Here is a 25,486-nt window from a genome sequence, read left to right as displayed (position 1 = left end):
CATTCAACATGGCTTTAAGCCTTTTCCCGGCAACGTACGCTTTTGCCGGATAAACCTTATTTGGTCCTTCAACCCGTAAAGGAGACTTGAAATGCAAAAACTGTTTCTGACCACCTTCCTGGCCCTGGCCCTGCTGTTCATGGCAACCCCCAACCTTCATGCCGCAACTGGCACCTACATCGACTGCGTCCACGGCTGCCCCGACCTGATCGACTGCAACAACTGCTGCAACGAGACCTTCAGCCGTATCCTGGCGGCCTGCGACGGCAGACGGGACCAGTGCGATGCCCTGTGCCCTCCGGGGGACATGGATTGTCTCTTCGCATGCGTGAAGTTCAGAAGCGATTGCCTCATGCAGGACATGCGGGACTTCGACTGCCCGCACTGGAAGGCCGACGGCCCGCAGCCTGGTTTGACGAAGACATCAGAGTGCAAGTTTTGCCATGAGGATGACCGGTAGAGTCATATTGATATTTGATAGACATTCTCCGGCATCGTTTCACGAACGAATGAAAAGCATCATGGCGTGACATCGTGTTTCAGTACTGGGGGCCTACCCGGGGCATTCAAACAATTTAAAAGTGGTGATTCAACCACTGAACAGGAGGAAATGATGGGAGAAAAAAATTGATTTACGGTATCTTCTTTTTTTTGTGTCAGGTGCCCTCTTTGCCTCGATTGTCTTGTTCTGTGTGGTCACTGTGCCAAAGGCCGATGCCGATTCCGGAATGAGCTGCATGAGAACTAACCTGAATGCCTGGGGATACAGAAACACAATACCCAACCCGATCATTGATATTGTTTATGAAATTCCTGGCTGTATAAAAAGCTATGGTTACACGATAAATGCTGTCGGTATCCATAATGGCATGGTACGGGTTACCTAGTCCGGTCCTGGCACGAAAACGAAAGGCATGGGGGCCGGCGATACGACCAGCGGCGTTGTACCATTTTAGAGGTCAGTGCAAAAAGTCCTTTGGACCAAACAAAATGCCTTATGGACTTCCGGCAACACATTGTTTTTACTAGCAAACTAACCACTGACCACTGCTTGGTGCAAAAAGCACTTTTTGCACCAAGCTCCTCAAACAGCACGGTTTTAACTGGTTGGCATTTTATTCTAACATTTTTAAATTATGTATTTTTTTTGTAAGGCATGGAACATTCATTATCAAGTCAACATCTCACCATCCAACCAAAGAGGAACGATCATGAGTACAATGTGGAAAACGGATTCAAAAATAGCTGCCTGTGCGCTGGTCATCGCCTGCGCCCTGGTCTTGACAGCGGTCACGCCTGCATCGGCTGACGAGAATTACGCCTGTAGGTGTAAAGGTATAAAGTACTGGATTCTGTTCGTTCCCTCATATGGCAACTGCGGAAACGGTTTTGTCGATGGCAGCAAAGGCGCGGTGACAAGGGACATCTCCCGTGACGGTCTCACCAGCTATATTCCTTCCGGAGTCATAGGTCAGGTAACTTCAGGAAACTCGCAGTGCGGATATTACCCTGATTCAGGATGGAATTGCGTGGAAATGAGCGGAAGTTCCATTCCGGATTGCATTAACAATATGCGTTAACAACTATCAGTAATGCGGGATGTCTGTTGTCGTTTACATGTATGATTTTTAGATTCATAAAGTTTTGCCATGGGATGGGTCGTGCTGGCAGAGATGCAAGCCCCAAAAATTCACCATCAACAGGAGAACTAATCATGAAAAAGATTCTTGCGTTTGCAGCTATGGCAGTCATGCTCTGCCTGACCTGGATGGTCATGTCCGGGGAAGCCCAGGCCCAGCGGTTCACGGACAATGGGAACGGGACGGTGACGGACACGGTGACGGGGCTGATGTGGACCAAGGATGCCAACCCGTTCGGCAGATTGAATTGGAAAGACGCCATGTCCAGGTGCAGCTCTTTCAGCATCTCCGGAATTGACGGCTGGCTGCTGCCGAGCAAGGATGAGCTTGAGGCTATATACCATGCAATTCAAGGCGGACATCCCTTTACCGGGGTCCAGGCGTCCTACTACTGGTCCAGCACGCCCTACCCGGACATGGCGGACCACGCATGTGGCGTGCACATGGGCAACGTCTACGTGCACCACCGCAAGGCCCCCTACAGCCACGTGTGGCCGGTCCGCGCCGGACAGTGATGTAGCTTTGGATCTTTGGCCTTTCGGAACACTTGGCAGTTCAACACTTTTACACTGACCTCGCCACAAGGAGACTGAAAATGAAAAAACTATTCCTGACCACCTTCCTGGCCCTGGCCCTGTCCCTGTTGTTCATGGCAACGCCCAACCTTCACGCCGCCTCCGGAACCTACATCGACTGCGTCCACGGCTGCTCCGACCTGATCGACTGCAACTACTGCTGCAACGTGACGTTCAGCAGTATCCTGCGGGCCTGTGATGCTAATCGGGATCAATGTGAAGCCCTGTGCCCTCCGGGGGACGTGGATTGTCTCTTCGCATGCGTCAGGTTCAGAAGCTATTGCCTTATGCAGGACATGCGGGACTTCGACTGCCCGCACTGGAAGGCTGGAGGTCCGCAACCTGGTATGGCGAAGGCTTCAGAATGAAAGTTTTGTCATGAGGATGACCGTTAGAGTCATTTCGAACATTCATCAGTTAAGAACTTCAATTTTGATGAGGCCTTTGCCTGATGGTGAGTGGATACCGGTAAGACAGAGGTGCGGGACAGATGAAATTAACGGACAAGGCATGTTACAAACAAATTATTAAAAAACGCATAGCATAACACAGAACTTAACCTTCAATAGATACTGAGGAAATTATGGTCAAAACAATCAAAAATTACTTTTGTTTTTCTTATGCTGCTACTTCACTTTTGTTCGCACTTTCTCTTTTTGTTTTCTTTAAACCTGCACATGCACATGATTGGACAAATCACCACCAGACAATTCATTGCTCAGCAAATGTAGAACAGACTTCACTGTTTGGATACTGGAGGCAGATTAGCGTAACTTACACATCAGCAAATGATTCTCAAACATTGATCACTTACAGATGCATTTATTCTGATGAGAGTGATACTGCATGGTCACAATTCGATTGTAACGTTGTCAGGGAGCAGGCTGGAGATCAACAATTTTATGGCATAAAAAGTAGAGTGAGGCCTTTTTTTTATCCAAGAGCTGCCACCCAGAGGCAGGCATGTGAAGATGTTTATAAAGAAGCAGACCTTTTGCTTAAATAAAACTGAAACAAATGCAAAAGACAGTATGGAACAGAAGGAGAAAAAGGAACCGGCCTTGGGCTTGTCCTGTGTAAAGAGTTTGTAGAAAAGCATGGCGGCAGAATTCGGGTGGAAAGTGAGCCGGGCAAGGGGACAAAGGTGTTTTTTACTTTGCCGAGCTCATGTCAAAAATGACATAGATAATCACTATAGAATCAAATTATGCATGACCTTGAAAGCTATCCAATATATTTCTGCTTTGCCATAGGTTTGCTTGACCAGCTTTATACTCAGGGAGATATTAATGACAAGCACCGACAAAACGATTGTTAATAAATACATATGTGAAGCTCCTTTTACGGACAGGCATGCCTTCCGTTCCATCCTTATAGTAGATGATGACCCTGAATATTTATTGATCATTGAAAAGATCCTGACTTCAGCGGGCTACCGGATTTTTAAGGCAGGAACGGGCTCTGAATGTTTAGAGCTGATTCCTCGACATAGACCTGACCTAATATTGCTGGATGTCAATCTTCCGGATGCCAGCGGCTTTGATATTTGTATGCAGATCAAGGCTGATCCGGATATTGCCAATACTCATATCCTTTTTTTATCCGGGATAAAGACCAGTCCTGAAGATCAGGCCCAAGGTCTGCGAGCCGGTGCTGACGGATATTTAACAAAACCGGTCCATAAAGAACTGTTACTTGCCCGGATAGAAGCTGTTATGCGAACTGTCCAGACTGAGGAAAAGTTGAGGCAAAGTGAGCAAAGACTTGTTGCGGCACAGAGAATGGCAAAAACAGGAGATTTTATCTGGGATATGGAAGTTAGAGAAGTGAGCTGGTCAGATACAATGTGTGATATTTTGCAATACGAAAAGTCTCAAATCAGCGATCCGGCTTCTCATATAAAAATTTTTCACCCGGAAGATATGGAATCAATAACTCACTGGTTTAATGAATGTATCACATCCGGAAGCAAAGAGCTAAGACCTGAAGTATTCAGGATTATCCGCAAGGACGGAAAGGTTTTATCCGTAAGGACCACTGGCATTATACACTACAGACAGAGTAAAGCTCCCCTGGTTTTTGCTACAGTCCAGGATATAACAGAATACAGGCAGCTTGAGGAGACACTGAAGCAAAACGAAGAACGCTTTCAAAAAATGTTGTCCATGGTTCCGGATATGATTTCCATACATGATCCGGACATGAACATTATCTACAGCAACTGGCAGGGGGTTTGCAGCAGTTCCTCCGGAAAAAAGGGTCCTGAACACCAAGTGTTACCGCACATACAGGGGCTATGATGATATATGTCCTGACTGCAAAGCTGTTTCAGTTCTTAAGACCAAAGAGCCCTTTGGTGCAGAGAGTGAACTGCCTGACGGCACGTGGGTTGATGTGCGGGTAATACCTTTGTTGGATCAAGCTAATAATGTTGAGTTCTTTCTGGAGTGGGTAAGGGACATAACCGACATAAAAAAGTCTGAAGAGGTGCTGCGAAAGCGGGAAGCTTTTATCCAGGCGACCTTAGACAATCTTCCAGTTGGGGTTGCCGTGAATTCGGTCGATCCGAAAGTGGAGTTTACCTATATGAATGACAACTTTGCCAAATTCTACCGGACCACCCGCGAAGCGTTGGCTGCCCCTAACGATTTCTGGGAAGCCGTTTATCAGGAGCCTGAATTCAGGGAAAAAATAAAAGCCATGGTTCTTGATGATTGCGCCAGCGGCAACCCTGCCAGGATGTACTGGAAAGATATACCGGTATTTCGCCCTGGTCAGGAGCCATTTTATATTACTGCTCAGAACATCCCTCTTCCAGAAAGCAACCTCATGGTATCTACGGTCTGGGATGTAACTGACCGTAAACAGGCTGAAGAAACCCTTTTTCATGCCAAGGTGCAGGCTGAAGCAGCCAATCTGGCCAAGTCTGAATTTCTGGCCAATATGAGCCATGAGATTCGCACACCTTTGAACGGAATAATGGGCATGATGCAGTTGTTATCATCAACAGGCCTTAAGCAGGATCAGGAGGAGCTGGTCAATTTGGGGAATATTTCAGCCAGGAGGCTGACTCAACTTTTATCCGATATCCTTGATCTTTCCAGTATTGATGCAGGGAAAATGATAATCCGGGAAAATGAAATCAATCTTAAAAGTATTTGTGACTCTTTGAATGATCTCTTTGTAATTCCAGCCAGTGAGAAAGAGCTCTCTTTGGATTTTTTTGTTGATTCTTCGCTCCCAGAAACGCTCATCGGAGACGACACAAGGGTGCAGCAGGTTCTTTTCAACCTTGTGGGCAACGCCATTAAATTTTCTGAGCATGGGACTGTGAGCATGGACATAATGTCCGTTGCCCCAGGTAAACATTGTGATATTCGGATAATGTTTACAATATCCGATAGCGGCATTGGCATTCCTGAAGACAAGATTGAAAACCTTCTCAAGCCCTTTGTCCAGGTGGAGGATTCTTATACCCGGAAATATGAGGGTGCAGGCCTTGGCCTGGCCATTGTCAAAAGACTTGTGGACCTCATGGGCGGAACCATCAATATTACCAGTCAGGTAGGGGAAGGAACCAGCATTTATGTTGTTTTACCATTCAAGCTGCCAGAGGGAAAGTCAGCTCCCAAGCATCATCAGACAAAACCTTTACTTCAGTCTGAGAAAAGTCTGCGCATTCTACTGGCTGAAGATGATCCGACAAACCAGTATCCCGCTCAGAAGATCCTGGAGATGATGGGGCACACTGTTTTCCTTGCTGAAAATGGCCGGCAGGTCATTGATCTGCTCAAAGCCCAGGATTTCGATGTCATCCTGATGGATATCCGCATGCCGGTCATGGATGGAGTTGAGGCTACAAGAAACATCCGTTCGTCAACTGACCTGGGAACAAAAAAAGACATTCCTATAATTGCCCTGACTGCCTATGCAATGCAGGGTGATAGAGAAAAATATCTAAAAGCCGGCATGAATGACTACCTGGCCAAGCCGGTTGAAATGAAGGATATGGAGAAAGCGTTTTCAAGGCTTGCAACATAACCCAACTCACAATATAACGGCTATGGGACATGGCATAGTCCAGTTCAATTATTTGCAAGACTGGCAAAAGAATCTTCTCACAGAATATGTTCATAGGCTTTTTTTAAATAATGGCTATTCGCCGTACATATCAGTGATAAGTTTCCGTAATTGGGCTGCTTTGCCTTCTGATAAATTATCAATTTTTTTTCTCAACCTTTGCTTGCTAATGGTACGGATTTGGTCAACAGCAATTTCAGCATTTCTGTTTGCACATTTTGTCTGTATCCGGGTTCTCCATAAAGGATGCAGCTTAGAAGTTAATGGGCAGACAACAACAGTATCTAAATATTTGTTCATTTCATCTTGACTTACTATGACGACGGGGCGCACTTTTTTAATTTCGCTTCCCAAAGTGGGGTTAAGATCAGCAACAAATATGTCGTATCTTTTAATATTCAAAGTCCTCATCCTCCAGGCCATCAAGAAGGGCTACATTAAAATCGTCCCAGTTTTCATTTTCAGCAGCAATGCTTTTGTAGGTATCTTCCCAGGAAAGCTTCTTTTCTTCTTTCTTACGAAGAAGTAGCCCACTCTCTGTTTCTTCTAGTAAAAGAGAATTTGCCAGACCATATTTCTGAATAAGAGCCTTGGGTATACGAATTCCCTTGGAATTTCCAATGGGAACCAATTTAACATCTCTTGTTCGTATTTGATTTTTCATGGGTCCTGCTCCTTAAAGCTATATCTATTTGTGTATACCGTAATTACATTTAACAGCCATGTCAAGCATGAACACACACGAAGGCAAGGCAGGTTCGTTAATGAGGAGGTCATGTTTGAAGACGATCTCCAATTGTCGTCCATTGATCGTGGAGAGTACTGATCTGATTGTATAGCCTCCGGCTAATTTATGGGATAGTCCTTGGCCCTGAATTTTGAAGACTACCTGTCTCCCGGATCTGATGATCCAGGTGTTCATGCTCCGGGGCAGGTATACTACCTATAAGCCAAAATAATCGCTTATGACTCTTAAGGAAAAAATTCAACAAGAGAAGCCTTGGGCGATTCTGGGATGGACCAGAAAACAATGGAAATCACAAAAGATGTGGAAAAGAACTGGAGTTACTGTGGACAAAATGATTCAATAGTTGCAGAGTCTTGATTACCCAATCATATTGAAAAAGTATTTGGGTCAGAGTAATAATCATAATTTTTAGCTTATGATAATCGTGAAGACGACAAAAGAAAGCTTGACAATTCAGGTAGTTTTGGACTTCTGTAAGTGAAATGCACGTAGTCTTGACCCTGCCGATTCATTTGACCCACCTCAAAAAAATCCGGGAGCTGGCATGAATGACTACATCGCCAAGCAGGTTGATATGAAAGAACTGGAGGAAGCACTTTAAAGGACGGTAGAATAAAGGAAACGATTTAGCCACTCCCGAACAGTGTCAATCCGGAGGGGGCAACAATGACAAATGATGTCTTCTCCATTTAAGATCAACAATCCCTTCATCATGGTGAACTGTTACCATAACTTTTCATATGAAAGATAAAAACTATTACTCAGAGCCAGACATTGCTCATGGCTTGCAAAGTGGAACTCAGGCAATCCTGGAGAGTATTTCGGATGGCGTATTCACTGTGGACAGGTCATGGAAGATTACTTCATTCAACAGGGCTGCAGAAGAAATAACCGGAATACTTAGAAAAGAGGCCCTGGGCAGGCAATGCTGCGAAGTGTTTCGGTCCAGCATGTGCGAGACAGGGTGTGCTCTGGAAAAAACAATGGGAACCGGCAGGCCAATAATCAACCGTTCCGGATTTATTATCAATGCCCAGGGCAGCCGTATCCCCATAAGTGTTTCTACTGCTGTGCTCCGTGATGAAAATGGAAAAATTATTGGCGGGGCTGAGACCTTTCGTGACTTAAGTGAGGTGGAAGGCCTCAGAAAGGAGCTGGAAGGCAAATTCAGAATGGGTGATCTTGTAAGCCGAAGTCCGCTCATGGAGGCCATCTTTGAGATTATGCCCGCAGTGGCGGAAAGCCCAAGTACAGTGCTTATTCTTGGAGAAACCGGAACAGGCAAGGAGCTTTTAGCCAGGACTATTCATTCCCTGAGTCCCAGAGCAGATGAGCCTTTTGTGGCTGTGAACTGTGGTGCTCTTCCTGATACTTTGTTAGAGTCGGAGCTTTTTGGATACAAGAGCGGTGCTTTTACGGGTGCTGTCAAGGACAAGCCCGGGCGTTTTTCTCTGGTTGGAAAGGGCACTATTTTTTTAGATGAAATGGGTGAAATCAGTCCGGCCATGCAGGTCCGGCTGCTCAGGGTTCTGCAGGAAAAGACCTTTGAACCTCTTGGGTCTGTCAAACCTGAAAGGCTTGAGGCCAGGATAATTGCTGCAACCAACAGGGACATGGAAAAGCTTGTTGAGGATAAGGTTTTTCGACAGGATTTATATTATAGAATAAATGTGGTCAGGGTGGAAATTCCACCTCTGCGAAAGCGTAAGGAAGATATAGCTCTGCTTGTGGATAACTTCATCCAAAAATTCAACAGAATTCAGAACAGAAAGGTCCCTGGAATGGATGTCCAGGCGTTATCCCTGCTCATGGCACATGACTGGCCTGGGAATATCAGGGAGCTTGAGAACGCAGTTGAAAGGGCGTTTATTCTTTGTGCTGACAGTGAAATCACCATCAAGCATCTGCCACCGGAAATTATCGGTATGGACCGTTTATCAGTCGGGACGGATATAAAAATGGCCAGGCAAAATATTGAAGCCAGGGCAATTTATGACGCCATTGAAAGAAATAACTTTAATCGCCAGGCAGCTGCCAGAGAGCTTGGCATCCATAAAAGCACACTGTTCAGAAAGATCAAAGAATTAAATATTACGCTTCCTGAACAGGATGGTCGCTCCAGACAACAGTCTTGATTGTGAGACCATGCATCGGCATGCAGTCTCTTTTATGAGACCTTATCCCCTTCCTCATATTCCTGCTTCTTAAAAATATCCCTTTAATACCAGGCGTTTGTCTTGATTTAGGCTTCAATGATAATTGTGGCCCGGGTATTGCTTTGTACTGAACAATTCATTCAAACAATAAGTCTGCAACCCTGCCGGAGTACGGGTGTTTAATGAAAGTTGCTTTTTCTACATGGAAAAACAGAATTTCTCCTGTGTTTGATGTTTCGAAAGAAATTTTTCTTGTCCATGCAGGTCCAGGACAGGAAACAATTAAAGAACATAGGATTTTGCCTGATGGCATGGACAGGTGTTTGTGGATAGTTGAACAGGGAGCAAATTTTCTGGTTTGCGGTGCAATATCCAGCCACCTTCAGCTCAGGCTGGAATGGAAAAATGTAAGGATTATTCCTTTTGTGGCTGGAGACATATCAGAGGTGATAGATACCTGGCTGGAAAAGGATTTAAGACTTGAAAGCTTTAATATGCCCGGCTGTTGTTTTAGGATGAACAGTTCAGGCGGGAAAAATATGGAGGTAACCATGAGAGTTAGAAATCAGAGAAACGATTGTCCCAATACACAAAGGCAGAGAAAAGGACAATGCATGGCCCAGGGCCAGGGAGGAGGCAAGGGCCAGAGAGGCGGCCAAGGTCGCGCTCAGGGAATCGGCCAGGGAGGAGGCAAGGGGCAGGGCAGTGGCCAGGGACTGGGTCGTGAACAGTCCGGCAGCAGCGCATCACCTGGAAGTTCAGGTATGGGAAAGTCCAGAGCGGGTGGTTCTGCCGGTGTCTGCACCTGCCCCAAATGCGGTCATCAGGCTCCACATGAAAGAGGCAATCCATGCATGAACATGAAGTGTCCTGAGTGCGGCGAGGTAATGCGGGGAAGAGTATAGCGCATCTTATTACAATGCAGAAAGTCAGGAGATGATAATGACAAAAGTTGCAGTTACCAGTGAAGGCCCAAACATGCAGGATATGGTCGATCCAAGATTTGGGCGTGCCGGAGGGTTTGTAGTGGTTGATCCCGAAACCATGGAGCATGAATATGTTGATAATGGACAGTCTCAGGCCATGGCACACGGCGCTGGAATCCAGGCTGCCCAGACAATTGCTGATTCCGGGGCAAAAGTGCTGCTGACCGGCTTTGTGGGGCCAAAGGCTTTTGAGGCCCTCAAGGCTGTCGGGATCAAGGTAATTCAGAATCTGGACAATATGAGTGTTGAACAGGCTGTCCAAAGATACAAAAGCGGTGATGTTCAGTATGCACAACAGCCAAATAAATAAAAGTCGGTGCAATTACAAAGTGCAGGTGAAAAAGTGTTGATATCTATTGCCAGCGGTAAGGGTGGAACAGGAAAGACTACTGTATCAGCGTCCCTGACCACAGTCTGGGATGGCCCGGTTACAGCGGTTGACCTGGATGTGGAGGAGCCGAATCTTCACTTGTTTCTCAACCCCTGGATAGCTTCAGAAGACAAGGTCTATCTCAATGTCCCGGAAGTTGATGAATCCTTGTGTACGCTCTGCCGTGAGTGCTCCAGTCTGTGTCAGTTTAAAGCCATAAATGTCATGGGCTCAGCCATCCTTACATTTCCAGAAATGTGTCATGGCTGTGGCGGGTGCATGGCAATCTGTCCGGAAAAGGCCATTTCCTGGGGAAGACGGGAGCTTGGCACTTTAAGCACTGGAAAATCAGGATTCAATGACTTTCTCATGGGAAGACTGCGTGTGGGTGAGGCCATGAGTCCTCCCCTGATGCGGGCAGTTAAAGAGAGACTTGTGAAAAATCTGGATCACAGGGGAGGGGATGCAATAATTGACGCACCTCCAGGGGTCAGCTGCCCGGCAGTATGTGCAGTAATGGACACCGACTTTATTCTCCTGGTTACAGAACCTACTCCTTTTGGATTACACGATTTTAAGCTGGCATTAGAAGCCTTTGTCCCGTTTAATAAACCAGTGGCAGCAGTGATTAACCGTTCAGGTCTGGGCGATGCAGGTGTTGAAAGGTTCTGCAGTGAACAGGGCATCCCGGTTCTGGCTCATATTCCTTTTGATAGAGATATAGCAGGAGCATATTCCAGAGGTAAGGTCATTGCTGAACTGAGTCCGGAACTCAGGTCTGTGTTTGTGCAGCTTGCCCGGTCCATTAAAGAGATGGGAGCTGGAGGCAGAGATGCGTGAGATAGTTGTCATAAGCGGAAAAGGTGGAACAGGAAAAACTTCTCTGACCGGGGCATTTGCCCATCTTGCTGAGAATAAGATCATTTGTGATCTGGACGTGGATGCACCGGATTTGCATATCCTTCTGTCTCCGGACATGGCCCGTACTGAAGATTTTTATTCTGGACATGAGGCAGTAATTGATAATTCCAGATGCCAGATGTGTGGAACCTGCCTTGACATGTGTCAGTTCGGAGCAGTGCAGTTTGATGGAGCAAGGTATTTTATTGAAAACCTACGCTGTGAAGGGTGCAAGGTTTGCGTCAGTTTTTGCCCTGAAGAAGCCATTGATTTTCCGGAAAGATATTGCGGGCAATGGTTTGTCAGTTCCACCAGATTTGGAACTATGGTCCACGCCAGGCTTTTTCCAGGAGCTGAAAATTCAGGCCGCCTGGTTACTCTTTTGCGTAATCAGGCCAGGGAAAAGGCCAGGCAGGAAGGCCATGACCTGATTCTTTGTGACGGTGCTCCCGGCATAGGCTGTCCAGTCATAAGCTCCCTGTCCGGGACTAATCTGGCGGTAATTGTTACAGAGCCGACCCTGTCAGGTCTGCATGATTTACAGCGTGTTGCCCAGCTTTGCTCTCATTTTAAAATCAGGGTTGCAGTGATCATCAACAAGTTTGACTTGAACAGCGAACAGAGCAGAGAGATTGAAGGATACTGCAGGGAAAAGGGCTTCAGCCTGGTTGGGAATATTCCTTATGATCCGCAGTTTACAACGGCCATGGTAGATAAAAAAGTTGTTACCGAGGTCAATACAAGCCATATTGCAGGTAAGGTCAGCAGGATCTGGGATCAGATTTTAAAGTTGCTGTAAGAACTCCATCCTGGGGGTATGTTTAAGCCGATAAGTAACCGTACTTCATAAGTGGATCCTGCAAGTAAATATGCCTTAACCATGATAATTAGTTTTCATCCGGAAACGGTTCTTTTTCCTTTTAGCGGCGTCAATCTGCACAATTATTCGTCAACGTACTAAGATACGCCTCCTCATAATTGCTTGATTTCCTTGCTAAAAGAAAAAACTCCTCGTTTCCGGAAAGAAAACCAATAGCTTCAACATCCGGAAAGAAAGACTTTCCGGATGGAAACTAATTAACATCTGAAAGGAGAAAAAGTTTATGGAAAAGAAAAGAATAGCAGTACCTTCAACCAATCCAGGAGGACTGAATTCAGAACTTGGCCAGCACTTTGGCCATTGTGACCTTTACACCATAATTGATGTGGTAAACGGCCGGATATCTTCTGTGGAAACTCTGCCCAATGTGCCGCATGTTCAGGGTGGTTGTATGGCTCCTGTAAATCATCTGGCTGGCAATGGTGTAGAGATCCTCATTGCCGGGGGGATGGGCATGCGTCCCTTGATGGGTTTTAATCAAGTGGGAATAGATGTATTTTTTGGTGGAGACTCCAGGAAAGTGGAAGATGCAGTTAATGCCTTTATGAGCGGGACTCTGGTAAAGTTCACTGCAGAATACACCTGCGGAGGCGGACAGGGACAGCATTGAACAAACAGGAGAAAGTCAATATGAAAATTGTACTGGCAACCAGCAGACCGCGCGAATTTGAAGGATTTGTGGCTGGTCTTGACCTGGAAAGGCATGAGCCCATATTAGCGGGAAGCGCTCAAGAGGTTCTGGATTTTGTTCAAGAGTATAAGCCAGAATTGGTAATAGTGGATGAGAGCCTTGCTCAAACAGATATCTTTGGGCTGATTCGCCATATTCTGAAGCTGGATGCTATGGTCAATACTGCGGTGATTACAGGTATGGATCAGGATGAGTTTCACCAGAAAGGGGAAGGTCTGGGAATTCTTATGTCTTTGCCTCTAAAACCGGGGATGCAGGAAGGCCGGGAGTTAATGTCCAGGCTCAATCAGGCTTTGCATAGCTACTCATAAATTAGAATGTTTTGGGGTGACTTATGGGGTCGGACCTGACCAGGTTATTGAACTGATTGAGTAAATTGTCTCTACAGGGCTAAAAAATTATCTTAGGATACTTTTTTTGGGGCCAAAAACGATGAAAGCTGCCTATATGATATCTCCGTTCCAGAGCTTTGCGCAGAACTGCTCCCAAGGCAAAATCGTGATCCGGCTGTTGATTTTTTCAGGATACCTGTCTCGCGAAACAATGATACTTTTCCCTGGCCTGCACTCCTCCCCAAACAGGTGCAGCCCTTTAGGCAATTTCGATGCAGCGTGCTCTCCAGCCTTGACCTCAATGGCCACATCCGCGTCTCCCAGGATGATATCCACCTCAGATCCGCTGGCTGTCCTCCAGTATGAAACGGGAAAGTCCTTGCGGCTATAGTGCCTGTAAGCCCAGCATTCCTGAAGGATGAACTGTTCAAAGGCCCTGCCGAACTCCCTGGTCTTGGGACTGAGAGAATACCGGTTCAGCAGCGCAGAGACCAGACCAACATCAAAAAAATAAAACTTGGCAGTTTCTATGAGCCGTCGCCTTGAGCTTTTTTTCCAAGGCGGCAAAATTCTGCCGATCAAAGTGTCTTCAAGGATTTGATAGTATTCACGGATGGTCTTCACAGATACGCCCGAGTCTCTGGCAGCGTTGGAATAGTTCAGCAGCATGCCGCTGGTTGCCGCAGCCGACTGCAGGAACCTGGAGAATGCAGGGAGGTTGCGGGTCAATGCTTCAGCCTGAATTTCTTCCTTAAGGTAATCGTGAACATATGCCTGAAGATCCATGCGATAATCCGGGGAAAGGTAGTGAGAAGGCAAAAATCCCGAGACAAGAGCTTTTTCCAGATCAAAGTCCCCAAGCTCACGTGAGACCAGAGGGTAAAGTTCGAAACGCCAGGCCCGTCCACCGAGCAGGTTGACGTTGCCGCGTTTAAGTTTTCTGGCGCTGGAACCGGACAAAAGAAAGCGGTAAAAGCGATTCTCCATGAGCCAGTGAATTTCGTCCATCAAATGAGGGATTTTTTGGACTTCATCGATGACCACGGTCATGGACGACTGGGCTTCCAGGATCCGGCGCAGTCTGAACGGCTCCCTGCTCAGCAGCATGAACAGTTCATAGTCAAGGAGATCAATCCAGTACGCTTCAGAAAACTGTTGTCTGAGCAGCGTGGTCTTTCCGGTCTTGCGAGGTCCCCAGAGAAAGGCGGACCTGTTTTCCGGCAGATCAATGCTCAAAATCCGGGGAATAAAATTATGTTGTGGCATGCAGAACAGCTATGATAATTTGGAGCTCAAGTCAATTCATTTGTGATAAGTTGTCCTGACGTATAATATAATCATTTAAAAGCTTGTAGCAACATATACCAGATTGGCATACATTGTGCGTTCTGAAGCGTAACAACTGACTTTAAACGTACCCAAGTTCATATAACCACGAAAGAAAGGAGACGGGTATGAGACAGCAAACACTCTTGGGCATTGCCGTGGTCGTGATGATCTTATCCTACATTGGCATTGGCATTGCCGTGGCCATGGATGAAGCTGGCAACGCCCGCAAAGGACGCTTCCTGTTCCGCCAGGAATGTCGGCCCTGTCACATGGAAAACCCGGTGGGGGACGTGCCTGCGCACTGCCTTGGGCCGGACTCCAAGACCCAGGCCAACTGGACAGCGGTTTTCGACGCCTGGCAAATCATGCCTTGCGTCGAACACTGGGGTGAGAAGCTTTTGGAACATGATCGCCTGGATATCTATCAGTACCTGTACAACGGGGCCATAGACTCTCCGACACCTGAAAAGTGCGGATAGGTTGGTATTGCTTTGGCAGCACACGGAGGGCGGCATGCTCACCCTCCGCCCGTCGTCTTCATAACTGACATTCATTCGCGTTGGCCCGGCGCGCTAAGGTAGCCAAGGCCTCTGAGACCAGCAACATGTAAGGAAATGCCCTAACGGCCGGCAGGTCCTTGATCAGCTCAAAACCCAAGATTATGATGTAATCCTGATGGATATCCGCATGCCGGTCATGGACGGAGTCGAGGCTGCAAGAATCATCCGCTCATCTTCTGATCCGGGGATCAAAAAGGATATCCCCATAATTGTCCTGACAGTCGGCCTCCTCTAAGCTTCGGGATTGTTCCCAATTGACTTTCCATAAACGCTTAATACTCCCCGCCGTATCAATAGAGTGAAGTGTTCAACGACAATTATAACATCAAAAATTGTTGACCGTCATTATTGTTTGGGTAAGAATGATTACTTTAAACATAAAATGAGAAACATACATTTCATCAACATTTTATGGCTAACCATATTTGCAACCCAGAACACAGACCCCAGTGTTTAAAAGTTAAATGACTTTCGCCATTTTTTGGCTTAAATCATTAGCAAATTACTGTGCCTTTCCAGATGATCACGCACTGATAGACAGCCCTTGCAGGATTCAAAGAGATTGCCCACGGAACACACTGAATATCACGGAATAACTGCTGCTTGTTTCCAGATTTCAACCGTCTCTTTTGAAATGACTGCAGGATCCAGGATCTAATTATTATAGCAGTTCCGCACAGGCTGGATCCCATGATGTCCGGGTGGAGCCTTTATAAAAAGAGCAAAATGTGAAAATGAAATACAAAAATATTTTTTTGAAAAAAAATATAAAAATAAAACGAACACACGTGTTCGCACTGGTCTGATAATGTGCTTTTTAACATTTTCAAAGAGGAGACCGTTATGACCAGACTTACACGTGATGAAAAGGAAAAAGCCCTGAATATGGCAGAGAAAATGGCTGATGACTTTGATGCTGGGAGAGCTCAGGAATTCAGTCAGAAGCATACAGACAAATCATGGTATAATGACTTTAAGCTTTTGTATGCCATGATCACTGATCCAAATTTCAAGATGAGCCCGGCAACCTGGGCGCTTATTGCTGGTGCTTTGGCCTATGTGATTATGCCCATAGACATTATTCCCGATTTTATACCTGTGGTGGGATGGCTGGATGATGCTGCTGTTCTGGCGGCCACCATCGCAAAATTATCCGGTGAGATCAGCAGATTCAAGATCCAGAACCAGCAAGACGTGTAACAGCTCGGCTGACTCGCCAAGGATTTTATGTCTAAATCTCTTTATGACAAATTGATCAGCTCCATTGAGGCTGCAAGTAGCCTGTACTTCAGATTAATAGTTCTTGCAGGTCCAAGCGGTTCAGGTAAAACCAGGGTGCTTCAGGAACTGGCCAAAACCCTTGACACCAAAGTTATAAACATCAATCTTGAAGTTTCCTCAAAGCTGCTTGAGCTGACTCAAAGGCAAAGAGCTATAAAGTTATCTGAAACTCTTGATCAGATTATTTTAAGAGAAAATTCGCCTGTAATAATGGATAATATTGAAATTCTTTTTGATAAAACCTTGAAACAAAACCCTCTTCGCCTGCTCCAGGGCATGTCCAGAAACAAGACAATCCTTACCGCCTGGAATGGACATGCTTCCGGGGATAAACTGGTCTATGCCCAACCTGGCCACCCTGAATACCAGAATTACAGTCTTGAAGGCCTGGTCTGGGTAAGCATGGAGTAGACCATAACACTGATTGGGAGCATTGCGTGTCTCAGAAAAGCCCATTGGGGACAGTCCCCCTCCGGGCTGTAAGCCTCCGGGCAGGAAGCCGTGCCAGCATAATAAACGCTTTTAACCCAAAAAACGCTATGACAAACACCTTATGTTTTCAGTTTTCAGCAACTCGAAATGCTCTCTACTGATTTACACAGGCAGAAACAATTATGAAGTACTCAGATCTTATTCAGTTTGATCCCATTGAAACCGTGGTCCAGCTTCGCCACGCCGACCGGTCAGATGAAGCCAGACGTCTGGTGAACACATTTGTCATTTCGGATGAAATGGCAGAGCGCTTAGTCAAAGTTGCCATACAACACCTGCAGTTTGAGATCCCTGCAGATAACAAAGGTCTGCTGGTGGTGGGCAATTATGGAACCGGTAAATCTCATCTCATGTCAGTCATTTCAGGCATTGCCGAAGATGCTTCTGTAGTAGACAGTTTGAATCACTCCCAGGTCCGGGAAGAAGCATCTAAAATTGCCGGGAAGTTTAAAGTCATCCGTGCTGAAATCGGAGCAAGCACCATGTCTTTGCGTGATATCCTGGTTTCAGTACTTGAGGAGAACCTGGAAAAGTTCGGCGTGGAGTTTGTATTTCCGGACCCATCCACGATCACCGGCCACAAGAAAGTATTTGAAGATCTAATGGATAAATTCGGACAGGCTTATCCTGACCAGGGTTTGCTTTTGGTTGTTGACGAGCTCCTGGATTATTTGAGAGGCCGCAACGAACTTGAGCTGATCAGGGATCTTAATTTTCTCCGGGAGGTGGGCGAGGTATGCAGAGATCTTCGCTTCAGGTTTATGGCGGGCATCCAGGAAGCTATTTTTGACAGCCCCAGGTTTGCTTTTGTGGCTGAGAGCATTCGCCGGGTCAAAGACCGTTTTGTGGAAATTCACATAGCCCGCAGTGACGTCAAGTTTGTTGTTGCCGAGCGTCTGCTCAGGAAAACTGCCGAACAGAAAACCAGAATCAGGGAATACCTGACCGCTTTTGCCAGGTTCTACGGGAGCATGAACGAGAGAATGGATGACTTTGTCCGTCTTTTTCCAGTCCACCCTGAATATATTGATACCTTTGAAAGAATTACAGTTGTTGAAAAGCGAGAGGCCTTAAGGACTCTTTCATCGGCCATGAAAGATATCATGGATCAGGATGTGCCCAAAGACAGACCTGGGCTTCTGGCCTTTGACAGTTACTGGAAAGTTCTTTCTACAAATCCGGCCTTTAAGATGCTGCCTGAGGTCAAGAAAGTCATTGACTGCAGCGCCACGTTACAGGATCTGGTGAATTCAAATTATTCAAGAGCCAAAAACAAGGATTTTGCGCTGCGAATTGTCCAGGCCCTTAGTGTTCACCGGCTTACAGTGGGCAGCCTGTCATCTCCCAATGGCTTAACTGCTGAGGCACTGCGGGATTCCTTGTGCCTGTTTGATCCATTGATTGCAGAACTTGGCGGGGATGATCCATCTGAAGATCTGCGAGGTGAAATAGAAACCGCTATCCGCCTTATCAGCCAGGCTGTGAGCGGCCAGTTTATTTCAGCCACGGAAATCAATGCAAAGGGCAAACTGAGCGGTCAGTTTTACCTCGATATCAGCAAGGATATTGATTATGATGAAAAAATAAGAACCAAGGCTGAAACTTTTGACGATTCCCAGTTAGACAGGTTTTATTATGAAGCTCTGAAAAGGGTCATGGAATGCCAGGATAAAACCTATGTTACCGGCTACCAGATATGGCAGCATGAGCTGGTCTGGCTGGAACGAAATGTCGGCAGGTCCGGATATCTCTTTTTTGGAGCTCCCAATGAGCGTTCTACAGCAGTCCCTCAGAGAGATTATTATATATATTTTATCCAGCCTTTTGATCCCCCCAGATTTAAGGATGAGAAACACAGCGATGAGGTTTTCTTCAGGCTTAAAGGTATAGATGATGAATTCCAGACAGCCTTGAGATACTACGCGGCAGCTGTTGATCTGAGTCTCGTATCATCCGGGCAGGCCAAGTCAACATATGAATCCAAAGCAGGAACTTATCTTAAGGCCCTGGTCCAATGGCTGCAGAAAAACATGACCAAAGCCTTTGAGGTTACTTATCAGGGACGGTCAAAATCCATGACCGAGTGGGCCAAAGGCAAATCCATTCGGGATTTATCCGGCATAGCCCCTTCTGAAACCATTAACCTGCGTGACCTGGTCAATACAGTATCTGCTATTTGCCTGGCCCCGAATTTTGAGAACCAGGCCCCTGAGTATCCTTTTTTTCAGATAATCATTACCCGGGAAAATCTGCCCCAGGCAGCCAGAGAAGCCCTTAGAGCCATTGGCGGCCAAACTATGACCAAACAGGCAACAGCTGTTCTGGATGCCTTAGAGCTTCTGAAAGACAGCAGGATTGATCCTTCTGAATCAAGATATGCCCGGTTTATTCAGGAGATACTGGATGCCAAAGGACAGGGACAGGTGGTTAACCGGGGGGAGTTAATCTCCGATGTTTATGGCCTGGAATATATGAATCCGGGAAATATGAGACTTGAACCGGAACTGGTAATGGTCATTCTGGCGGCACTGGTTTATTCAGGCAATATTGAAATATCCATCCAGGGCAGAAAATTCGATGCTACAGGTCTTGGTCAGATGGCTGCCCTGGATATGGATGAGCTGGCAAAGTTCAGACATATAAACAAACCTAAGGAACCAAACCTTCCGGCAATAAAGACTCTGTTTGAGTTGTTGGGACTGAGCCCCGGCCTGGCCCAACTGGCCATTCAGGGCCAGGATGAACCGGTCCGCACCATGCAGCAGGAAGTTGACAAGATAGTTAAAAGAATCGTGCTTATGCAGCAGATGCTCAGGCAGGGTCTTAATTTCTGGGGCGTGGATCTGCTGGCGGATACCCATCTTTCCAGTCAGGCGGATGAGCTGACAAAATCCAAGGAATTTTTCGAGTCACTCCAGCCTTACTCCACCCCGGGCAGGCTGAAAAATTTCCGTTATTCCTCTGATGAGGTCAAAGCCCAGGCATCTGCTCTCAAGTCACTGGATCAACTGCAAAGAGTCAGTGATTTTGTCAAAGATCACGGTCAGGAAGCTGCCTGGTTCTCCACTGCAGAAGCAGTTTTACAGGCAGATGATCCATGGATTGGAGAAATGCATAGGTTTAAAAAGGATTTAATTGAAGAAATACAATCTTTCCTTAATGGACAACAAAACGCACTGCCCACCATTGGACAAAGACTTCATAGTCTGAAAAAAGATTATCTGACAAAATATATGTCTTTGCACACCAGGGCCAGGCTCGGAAGCAGACAGGACAAACAAAAAAGCGCTTTATCTGTTGATCCGCGCCTGAAGGTTCTCCAGAAACTCGCTGCCATAGACCTTATGCCCACTCAGCAGCTTGTTGATTTCCAGAATCGTCTGGCTTCTTTGAAATCCTGTTTTGCTTTGACTGAAAGCGAACTTGTATCTTACCCTGTATGTCCGCACTGCAGTTTCAAGCCTGCTTCTGAAGCTGTTCATTCCGGACAAAGCACAGGTATTGCTGATCCTGATATTCTTGACCGCATGGATGATGAGCTGGACCAGATTGTGGAAAGCTGGACCAGGACAATACTGAATAACCTTGAAGACCCAATTACCAGGGCCAACATGACTGAACTTCTCCATGATGAGGAAAGAAAGGTTATAGAGTCTTTTGTTGAGTCAGGCACACTGCCTGAGCCCTTAGACAGTAATTTTGTGCAGATAATCAAGACAGTGCTTGCCGGGCTTCAGAAAGTGCCTGTTAAAAAATCTGACTTGATTGACCTTGCAGCAAAGCTTGGCCCATCCACTCCGGATGAATTCAAGCGGGCCATAAGCGAATATGTGGACAGCCTGTCCAGAGGAAAGGATCAGGCCAAGGTTAGGATTGTTTTGGAATGATGAGATGCACCAGCAACCGTTTTTAAACTATAGACTTTGGACCTTAGACTTTTTTAGGAGCGTCCCACCCGGGCGCGCCCGGGACCAAACCGATAAGTAACTGCCATGGATTCCGGCTTTTGCCGGAATGAAGGAAAAGAGTAACAGCCTGCTTTAACCGTCACCCCGGACCTGATCCGGGGTCCAGTTTTTTTGAAATTACTTGTAAGCTCCTCACCTGGGCGAACCAGGACCGAACCTGCGAGTAACTGTCTTTAAAGTGGAGCCTGCATCCTGCAGGCTATTAAATTCCAGGCGGCTGGAAGCCGCCTCCACCTTGAAGAGCTGTCCCATATTTGGAAACTGGGACAGTCCACGCGAGGTACTATAAAAAAGATTGATGCTCCATTGATTCCTGGAAGAAATTTGCTTCAATGGAAAAATTTACACAGCGAGGGACAGTCCCCCTCCGGGCTGTAAGCCTCCGGGCAGGAAGCTGTGCCAGGTGCAAAGTTCCCATCTTTGACGGAATTTTGCTGGCAAATGTGCATCAATCAAAGCAAAAATCGTCAAAATGTGAAAACTGTAAATATCTGATTTTATTAGCAAAACTATTCCAGTTACTTAGAAGGAAGTTATGCAGATAACCCAAAGAAGCGAATATGAAAAACTCGTGCTTCAGGAGATAAAAAATCTCCCTGAATCTGAAATAATAAAAGTTATTAAAATGATTCACTTTTTAAAGAAGGAAGTGCTTCAGCTTGATGAGCAAAAAGATGAAGATTGCCAGGAATTCTGGGATAGTTTCGGCAGCTGGCAGGACGCGCGTCCGGCTCAGGATATTATCAAGGAAATAAAGGGTCCCCTGCGTTTCTAAAACTGGCTTGAAAAATAAACACTCTGGAGGATTACAGGTGAAGCAGGCAAAAAAATCAGGCAGAACTTATGTTGAGAAGAAACTTGAATGGGGTGTTGAGCCTGAGGAAAAGGAAGAACCAAAACCAGTTACCTGCCTGGGCATTACCTTTGAAAGTGATGATGAGCGCAGGAAATATTTCACTAAACTGTTGCGGGAAAAGCTAAAAGATCCGGAGTTCAGAAAAATTGAAGGCTTTCCCATAGGAGAGGATGAAGATATCCTGGCCCTGTCTGACCCTCCGTATTACACTGCCTGCCCCAATCCTTGGATTGCTGATTTTATTGCTGAGTGGGAAGAGGAGAAGAAGAGACTGAAGTCCAAGGTCCAAGGTCCAAAGTCTAAAGTCCAAAGTCAAGAGTCTGAAGTTCAAGGTTCCGGGGGTGGGGGTGACTCGACCTTAGACCCTGGACCAGAGACCCTGGACCCACCATACCACCGTGAGCCTTTTGCAGCCGATGTCAGCGAAGGTAAAAATGACCCCATCTATAATGCCCATTCTTATCACACCAAGGTTCCACACAAAGCCATCATGCGCTATATCCTGCACTATACAGAACCTGGAGATATCGTGTTTGACGGGTTCTGTGGTACGGGAATGACGGGTGTGGCCGCCCAGATGTGTGGTGATCGGGATACAGTCATGTCTCTTGGTTACCGGGTGGAAAAAGATGGAACCATTTTGCAGGAAGAAACAGATGAAACCGGCAAAAAGGTTTTGAACCCTTTCTCAAAACTTGGAGCCAGAAAAGCTGTGCTTAATGATCTGTCCCCAGCTGCTACTTTTATTGCCTACAATTACAATACACCTGTTGATGTCAAAGCCTTTGAAAAAGAGGCCAAAAGGATATTAAAGGAAGTAGAGGAAGAGTGTGGGTGGATGTATGAGACTCTTCACGTGGAGCCTGCTTCCAGCAGGCTTTTACAGGCTTTGGAATTCCAAGGCTGTAATCCATTTGAAGTAACTGATGCATCTTACCGCAAAGACAACTTACCGCATATAGAGGTCAAACAGGCAACTTATTTTATTACATTCAGAACACACAATAATCGTAAGCTGTCAAAAGCTGCTCGTCAAAAGCTCCTTGATTCCTTACTGTACTGGGATAAACAACGTTGGAGAATTTTTTCTGCAGTAGTAATGCCCGACCATGTTCATCTACTTGCCAAACCTTTACCTAAGAATGATGAAGGTGAATGCTGGAAATTAGAAGAAATTATTCACAGTATTAAAAGTTATTCTGCAAATGAAATCAATAAACTTGATGAATCACCAGGTTCTAAAGTTTGGCAGACAGAATATTATGATCGAATAGTCAGGGATGCAGATGAATTGAGCGCTATCCTTACTTATATTTACTTGAATCCTTATAGAGCTGGAATTGTTTCTGGAGATGGATATCCTTACAGTTATGTAGCTGGAAGTCTTAATAAAGCCGGCTGGAAGCCGGCTCCACTTGGAAAGATAAACTACACGGTCTGGTCTGATGTCTTTATTTGTCCTGAGTGTTCACAAGAAGTGATCTTCTGGGAAGCTGCAGTAGATAAGAAAGCTGGCAAGGTCAGGGATTCTTTTCCCTGTAGTAAATGTCAGGCGACTCTCACCAAGAGGACAATGGAGCGAGCCTGGGTGTCCAAATATGATCAGGCTATAAAGCAAACCATTAGACATGCCAAACAGGTTCCTGTACTTATAAATTATTCCTTGATTCCTGCCTCTATAGTGGAGCCTGCTTCCAGCAGGCTTTCTGACAAATCTTCAAATATTTCTGCTGCCAGCAGCATCCAGTCAGGAAAAAGCCTGCTGGAAGCAGGCTCCACTTATCAAGCCAGGGGAAAAAGATATGAAAAGAAACCGGATATTTTTGACCTGGGATTGATTGAAAAAATTGAAAACAGTGAAATTCCCTATTGGTATCCTACTGATCCCATATCTGAAGGTGATAAAACTGGCGAGCCGTTGAGGATAGGGATAACACATGCCCATCATTTTTATAGCGCATCAGGTCTTGGATGGCTTTCGGCATTTCGAGAGAAATGTAAGCGTCTTGATTATCGTTATCTTGTGCCTTTTTCAATGATCAATACGATAAGTAAGCTGTACAGGTACAACGTTAAAAAACCGAATTATAAAGGTCAAGGTGGTGGCATTTTAACAGGGACTCTTTATGTGCCGTCATTGATTAGAGGATTGAGTGCGTCTTCATCTTACAAAAGGGGGCAAAGCCGACTTGGGAGGATATTTGAGGCTAATTGTCATTTTACGAAAGATTTTATTTTATCTATCAGTTCATCCTCAAATTTTCATGCCGATGATGAGTGCCTTGATTATATATTTATAGATCCCCCTTTTGGTTCGAATCTTAATTATTCTGAGCTTAGCTTTCTTTGGGAGTCTTGGTTGGGAGTCAAGACTAATATTGAACCGGAAGCAATCGAAAACAAGAGTCAAGGCAAAGGGGGTGCTGAGTACAGGGATATTATGACCAAATGCTTCTCTGAAGCGTACAGACTATTAAAGCCTGGCAGGTGGATGACTGTTGAGTTTTCTAACACCAAAGCGTCTGTCTGGAACAGCATCCAAACAGCCCTTACTGAGGCTGGATTTATCGTTGCTAATGTCTCTGCGCTAAATAAAAAGCAGGGAAGCTTTAATGCAGTCACAAATACAACCTCCGTCAAACAAGACCTTGTCATCTCAGCCTACAAACCCAACGGCGGTTTTGAAAAGCGTTTCCTGCAATCAGTCCAATCTGAAGAAGGGGTGTGGGAGTTTGTTCGTACTCATCTCAAATACCTGCCTGTAACCAAAAACCAGGCCGGTGTCCCTCAAGTAATTCCTGAGCGAGATCCACGTATTCTTTTTGATCAGATGGTGGCCTATTATGTTCGTAAAGGCTATCCAGTACCAATATCCAGCCAGGAATTTCAGGAAGGTCTGGCCCAGCGTTTCAGCGAACGGGATGGCATGTACTTTTTGCCGGAACAGACCAATGAGTATGACCGCAAGAAAATGATGTCAGGTAAGGAAGTACAGCTCTATATGGCTGTGTTTGATGAAAACTCTGCCATTCAGTGGCTGCGCTACCTATTAAGAAAAAAGCCTCAAACCTTTTCTGACATCAATCCCCAATTCATGAAGCAGCTTGGCGGCTGGAAAAAGAATGAAGCCCCACTTGATCTGCGAGAACTGCTTAATCAGAATTTTCTCTGTTATGATGGCAAAGAAGCCGTACCCAGCCAGATTCACAGCTATCTTTCAACCAACTGGCCTGAGCTTAGAAATATGGATAAGGATGATCCAGTTTTGAAATCCAAGGCCAAAGACCGCTGGTATGTGCCTGATCCAAGAAAGGCAGGTGATCTGGAAAAGATGCGGGACAAGGTTCTGCTCAAAGAGTTTGAGCAATACAAGCAGGCTAAGAAGAAGCTCAAGGTTTTCCGACTGGAAGCAGTCCGGGCGGGATTCAAAAAAGCCTGGCAACAGCGTGACTACTCAACAATAATCACCATTGCTGAAAAAATACCCAATAAAATTCTTGAAGAAGATCCCAAACTGCTCATGTGGTATGATCAGGCGGTGACGAGGGACGGGGGGGGAGAGTGACGCGGGGACTCGGGGACTTGGAGACTCGGAGACTCGGATGAAGAGTGACGCGGGGACTCGGGGACTCGGGGACTCGG

Annotated in this window: 24 protein-coding genes and 2 pseudogenes; 21 read left to right on the top strand and 5 right to left on the bottom strand. The window is 46.0% G+C overall.

Annotated features, from left to right (window positions below):
• The first annotated feature begins 91 nt into the window (after positions 1 to 91).
• A complete protein-coding gene (locus LZ23_RS24380; RefSeq protein WP_157493383.1) occupies positions 92 to 460 on the top strand; it encodes a hypothetical protein in 369 nt (122 codons plus the stop codon).
• Positions 461 to 656: 196 nt separating this feature from the next.
• Here LZ23_RS24380 and LZ23_RS20675 read toward each other — a convergent pair whose 3' ends face one another.
• A complete protein-coding gene (locus LZ23_RS20675) occupies positions 657 to 863 on the bottom strand; it encodes a hypothetical protein (protein ID WP_157493381.1) in 207 nt (68 codons plus the stop codon).
• A gap of 348 nt (positions 864 to 1,211) precedes the next feature.
• On the opposite strand from LZ23_RS20675, the gene LZ23_RS20670 reads away from it, so the two are divergent.
• Both LZ23_RS20670 and LZ23_RS20665 read left to right on the top strand, forming a co-directional pair.
• Positions 1,212 to 1,580: a hypothetical protein gene (locus tag LZ23_RS20670; protein ID WP_045217296.1), complete on the top strand. Its 369-nt coding sequence runs from the start codon at positions 1,212 to 1,214 to the stop codon at positions 1,578 to 1,580.
• A gap of 26 nt (positions 1,581 to 1,606) precedes the next feature.
• The gene (locus LZ23_RS20665; RefSeq protein ID WP_157493380.1) at positions 1,607 to 2,155 is read left to right on the top strand and encodes an Lcl C-terminal domain-containing protein; all 549 of its coding nucleotides are present in this window, start codon (positions 1,607 to 1,609) and stop codon (positions 2,153 to 2,155) included.
• Between the two features lie 89 nt (positions 2,156 to 2,244).
• On the opposite strand, the gene LZ23_RS24375 is transcribed toward LZ23_RS20665, so the two are convergent.
• Entirely contained in the window at positions 2,245 to 2,430 is a 186-nt protein-coding gene (locus tag LZ23_RS24375; RefSeq protein ID WP_157493377.1) for a hypothetical protein, read from the bottom strand.
• 368 nt (positions 2,431 to 2,798) lie between these two features.
• Here LZ23_RS24375 and LZ23_RS20655 point away from each other — a divergent pair, with 368 nt between their 5' ends.
• From LZ23_RS20655 to LZ23_RS20645, 4 genes and pseudogenes are all read left to right on the top strand, one after another.
• Complete coding sequence (locus LZ23_RS20655) at positions 2,799 to 3,221, top strand: hypothetical protein (protein WP_045217291.1); 423 nt, start codon at positions 2,799 to 2,801, stop codon at positions 3,219 to 3,221.
• A 42-nt stretch (positions 3,222 to 3,263) separates the two neighbouring features.
• Positions 3,264 to 3,395, top strand: a pseudogene (locus LZ23_RS23745) (ATP-binding protein); the annotation flags it as partial.
• 109 nt (positions 3,396 to 3,504) lie between these two features.
• Positions 3,505 to 4,515 (top strand): response regulator transcription factor, encoded by a 1,011-nt coding sequence (locus LZ23_RS20650; RefSeq protein WP_045217289.1) that lies wholly within the window; start codon positions 3,505 to 3,507, stop codon positions 4,513 to 4,515.
• A gap of 109 nt (positions 4,516 to 4,624) precedes the next feature.
• On the top strand, positions 4,625 to 6,256 hold the full coding sequence (locus tag LZ23_RS20645; protein ID WP_052507583.1) for a PAS domain-containing hybrid sensor histidine kinase/response regulator: 1,632 nt from the start codon (positions 4,625 to 4,627) through the stop codon (positions 6,254 to 6,256).
• 114 nt (positions 6,257 to 6,370) lie between these two features.
• Here the strand turns inward: LZ23_RS20645 and LZ23_RS20640 are convergent, their stop codons facing one another.
• Together LZ23_RS20640 and LZ23_RS20635 are read right to left on the bottom strand one after the other, a co-directional pair.
• Positions 6,371 to 6,697, bottom strand: a complete 327-nt coding sequence (locus tag LZ23_RS20640) for a type II toxin-antitoxin system PemK/MazF family toxin (RefSeq protein ID WP_045217288.1) — start codon at positions 6,695 to 6,697, stop codon at positions 6,371 to 6,373.
• Entirely contained in the window at positions 6,687 to 6,959 is a 273-nt protein-coding gene (locus LZ23_RS20635) for an AbrB/MazE/SpoVT family DNA-binding domain-containing protein (protein ID WP_045217286.1), read from the bottom strand. The genes LZ23_RS20640 and LZ23_RS20635 overlap by 11 nt, the downstream gene beginning before the upstream one ends.
• 824 nt (positions 6,960 to 7,783) lie before the next feature.
• On the opposite strand from LZ23_RS20635, the gene LZ23_RS20625 reads away from it, so the two are divergent.
• From LZ23_RS20625 to LZ23_RS20595, 7 genes are all read left to right on the top strand, one after another.
• Positions 7,784 to 9,178 carry a sigma-54 interaction domain-containing protein gene (locus LZ23_RS20625; RefSeq protein WP_045217283.1) on the top strand — a complete coding sequence of 465 codons (1,395 nt, stop codon included), beginning with the start codon at positions 7,784 to 7,786 and terminating at the stop codon, positions 9,176 to 9,178.
• Between the two features lie 203 nt (positions 9,179 to 9,381).
• Positions 9,382 to 10,104: a NifB/NifX family molybdenum-iron cluster-binding protein gene (locus tag LZ23_RS24855; protein ID WP_052507581.1), complete on the top strand. Its 723-nt coding sequence runs from the start codon at positions 9,382 to 9,384 to the stop codon at positions 10,102 to 10,104.
• Between the two features lie 37 nt (positions 10,105 to 10,141).
• On the top strand, positions 10,142 to 10,495 hold the full coding sequence (locus LZ23_RS20615; protein ID WP_045217281.1) for a NifB/NifX family molybdenum-iron cluster-binding protein: 354 nt from the start codon (positions 10,142 to 10,144) through the stop codon (positions 10,493 to 10,495).
• A gap of 33 nt (positions 10,496 to 10,528) precedes the next feature.
• Positions 10,529 to 11,395, top strand: coding sequence for a nucleotide-binding protein (locus tag LZ23_RS20610; protein ID WP_045217280.1), 867 nt, complete (start codon positions 10,529 to 10,531; stop codon positions 11,393 to 11,395).
• Entirely contained in the window at positions 11,388 to 12,254 is an 867-nt protein-coding gene (locus tag LZ23_RS20605; RefSeq protein WP_045217278.1) for an ATP-binding protein, read from the top strand. The genes LZ23_RS20610 and LZ23_RS20605 overlap by 8 nt, the downstream gene beginning before the upstream one ends.
• A gap of 304 nt (positions 12,255 to 12,558) precedes the next feature.
• On the top strand, positions 12,559 to 12,945 hold the full coding sequence (locus LZ23_RS20600) for a NifB/NifX family molybdenum-iron cluster-binding protein (RefSeq protein ID WP_045217277.1): 387 nt from the start codon (positions 12,559 to 12,561) through the stop codon (positions 12,943 to 12,945).
• Positions 12,946 to 12,965: 20 nt separating this feature from the next.
• A complete protein-coding gene (locus tag LZ23_RS20595) occupies positions 12,966 to 13,337 on the top strand; it encodes a response regulator transcription factor (protein WP_052507580.1) in 372 nt (123 codons plus the stop codon).
• 132 nt (positions 13,338 to 13,469) lie between these two features.
• Here the strand turns inward: LZ23_RS20595 and LZ23_RS20590 are convergent, their stop codons facing one another.
• Positions 13,470 to 14,624: an ATP-binding protein gene (locus LZ23_RS20590; RefSeq protein WP_045217275.1), complete on the bottom strand. Its 1,155-nt coding sequence runs from the start codon at positions 14,622 to 14,624 to the stop codon at positions 13,470 to 13,472.
• A gap of 227 nt (positions 14,625 to 14,851) precedes the next feature.
• On the opposite strand from LZ23_RS20590, the gene LZ23_RS20585 reads away from it, so the two are divergent.
• The 7 genes and pseudogenes from LZ23_RS20585 to LZ23_RS25210 all read left to right on the top strand — a co-directional run bounded on the left by LZ23_RS20585 (position 14,852) and on the right by LZ23_RS25210 (position 25,409).
• On the top strand, positions 14,852 to 15,166 hold the full coding sequence (locus tag LZ23_RS20585) for a cytochrome c (protein WP_157493376.1): 315 nt from the start codon (positions 14,852 to 14,854) through the stop codon (positions 15,164 to 15,166).
• A 133-nt stretch (positions 15,167 to 15,299) separates the two neighbouring features.
• A pseudogene (locus tag LZ23_RS23735) lies at positions 15,300 to 15,482 on the top strand (response regulator); the annotation flags it as partial.
• A gap of 608 nt (positions 15,483 to 16,090) precedes the next feature.
• Positions 16,091 to 16,447 (top strand): YkvA family protein, encoded by a 357-nt coding sequence (locus LZ23_RS20580; protein WP_045217272.1) that lies wholly within the window; start codon positions 16,091 to 16,093, stop codon positions 16,445 to 16,447.
• Between the two features lie 27 nt (positions 16,448 to 16,474).
• Positions 16,475 to 16,939, top strand: coding sequence for a BREX-3 system P-loop-containing protein BrxF (gene brxF / locus LZ23_RS20575; RefSeq protein ID WP_045217270.1), 465 nt, complete (start codon positions 16,475 to 16,477; stop codon positions 16,937 to 16,939).
• Between the two features lie 203 nt (positions 16,940 to 17,142).
• Positions 17,143 to 20,907 carry a DUF6079 family protein gene (locus tag LZ23_RS20570; RefSeq protein ID WP_045217268.1) on the top strand — a complete coding sequence of 1,255 codons (3,765 nt, stop codon included), beginning with the start codon at positions 17,143 to 17,145 and terminating at the stop codon, positions 20,905 to 20,907.
• Between the two features lie 616 nt (positions 20,908 to 21,523).
• Positions 21,524 to 21,763 carry a hypothetical protein gene (locus LZ23_RS20555; protein ID WP_045217265.1) on the top strand — a complete coding sequence of 80 codons (240 nt, stop codon included), beginning with the start codon at positions 21,524 to 21,526 and terminating at the stop codon, positions 21,761 to 21,763.
• A 37-nt stretch (positions 21,764 to 21,800) separates the two neighbouring features.
• Positions 21,801 to 25,409, top strand: coding sequence for an REP-associated tyrosine transposase (locus tag LZ23_RS25210; protein ID WP_052507579.1), 3,609 nt, complete (start codon positions 21,801 to 21,803; stop codon positions 25,407 to 25,409).
• The last annotated feature ends 77 nt before the right edge of the window (positions 25,410 to 25,486 follow it).

It is taken from the genome of Desulfonatronovibrio magnus (assembly GCF_000934755.1).
Taxonomy (GTDB): domain Bacteria; phylum Desulfobacterota; class Desulfovibrionia; order Desulfovibrionales; family Desulfonatronovibrionaceae; genus Desulfonatronovibrio; species Desulfonatronovibrio magnus.
The sequence above is the reverse complement of the archived record's forward strand: the minus strand, read 5'-3'. Positions and strand labels throughout refer to the sequence as shown.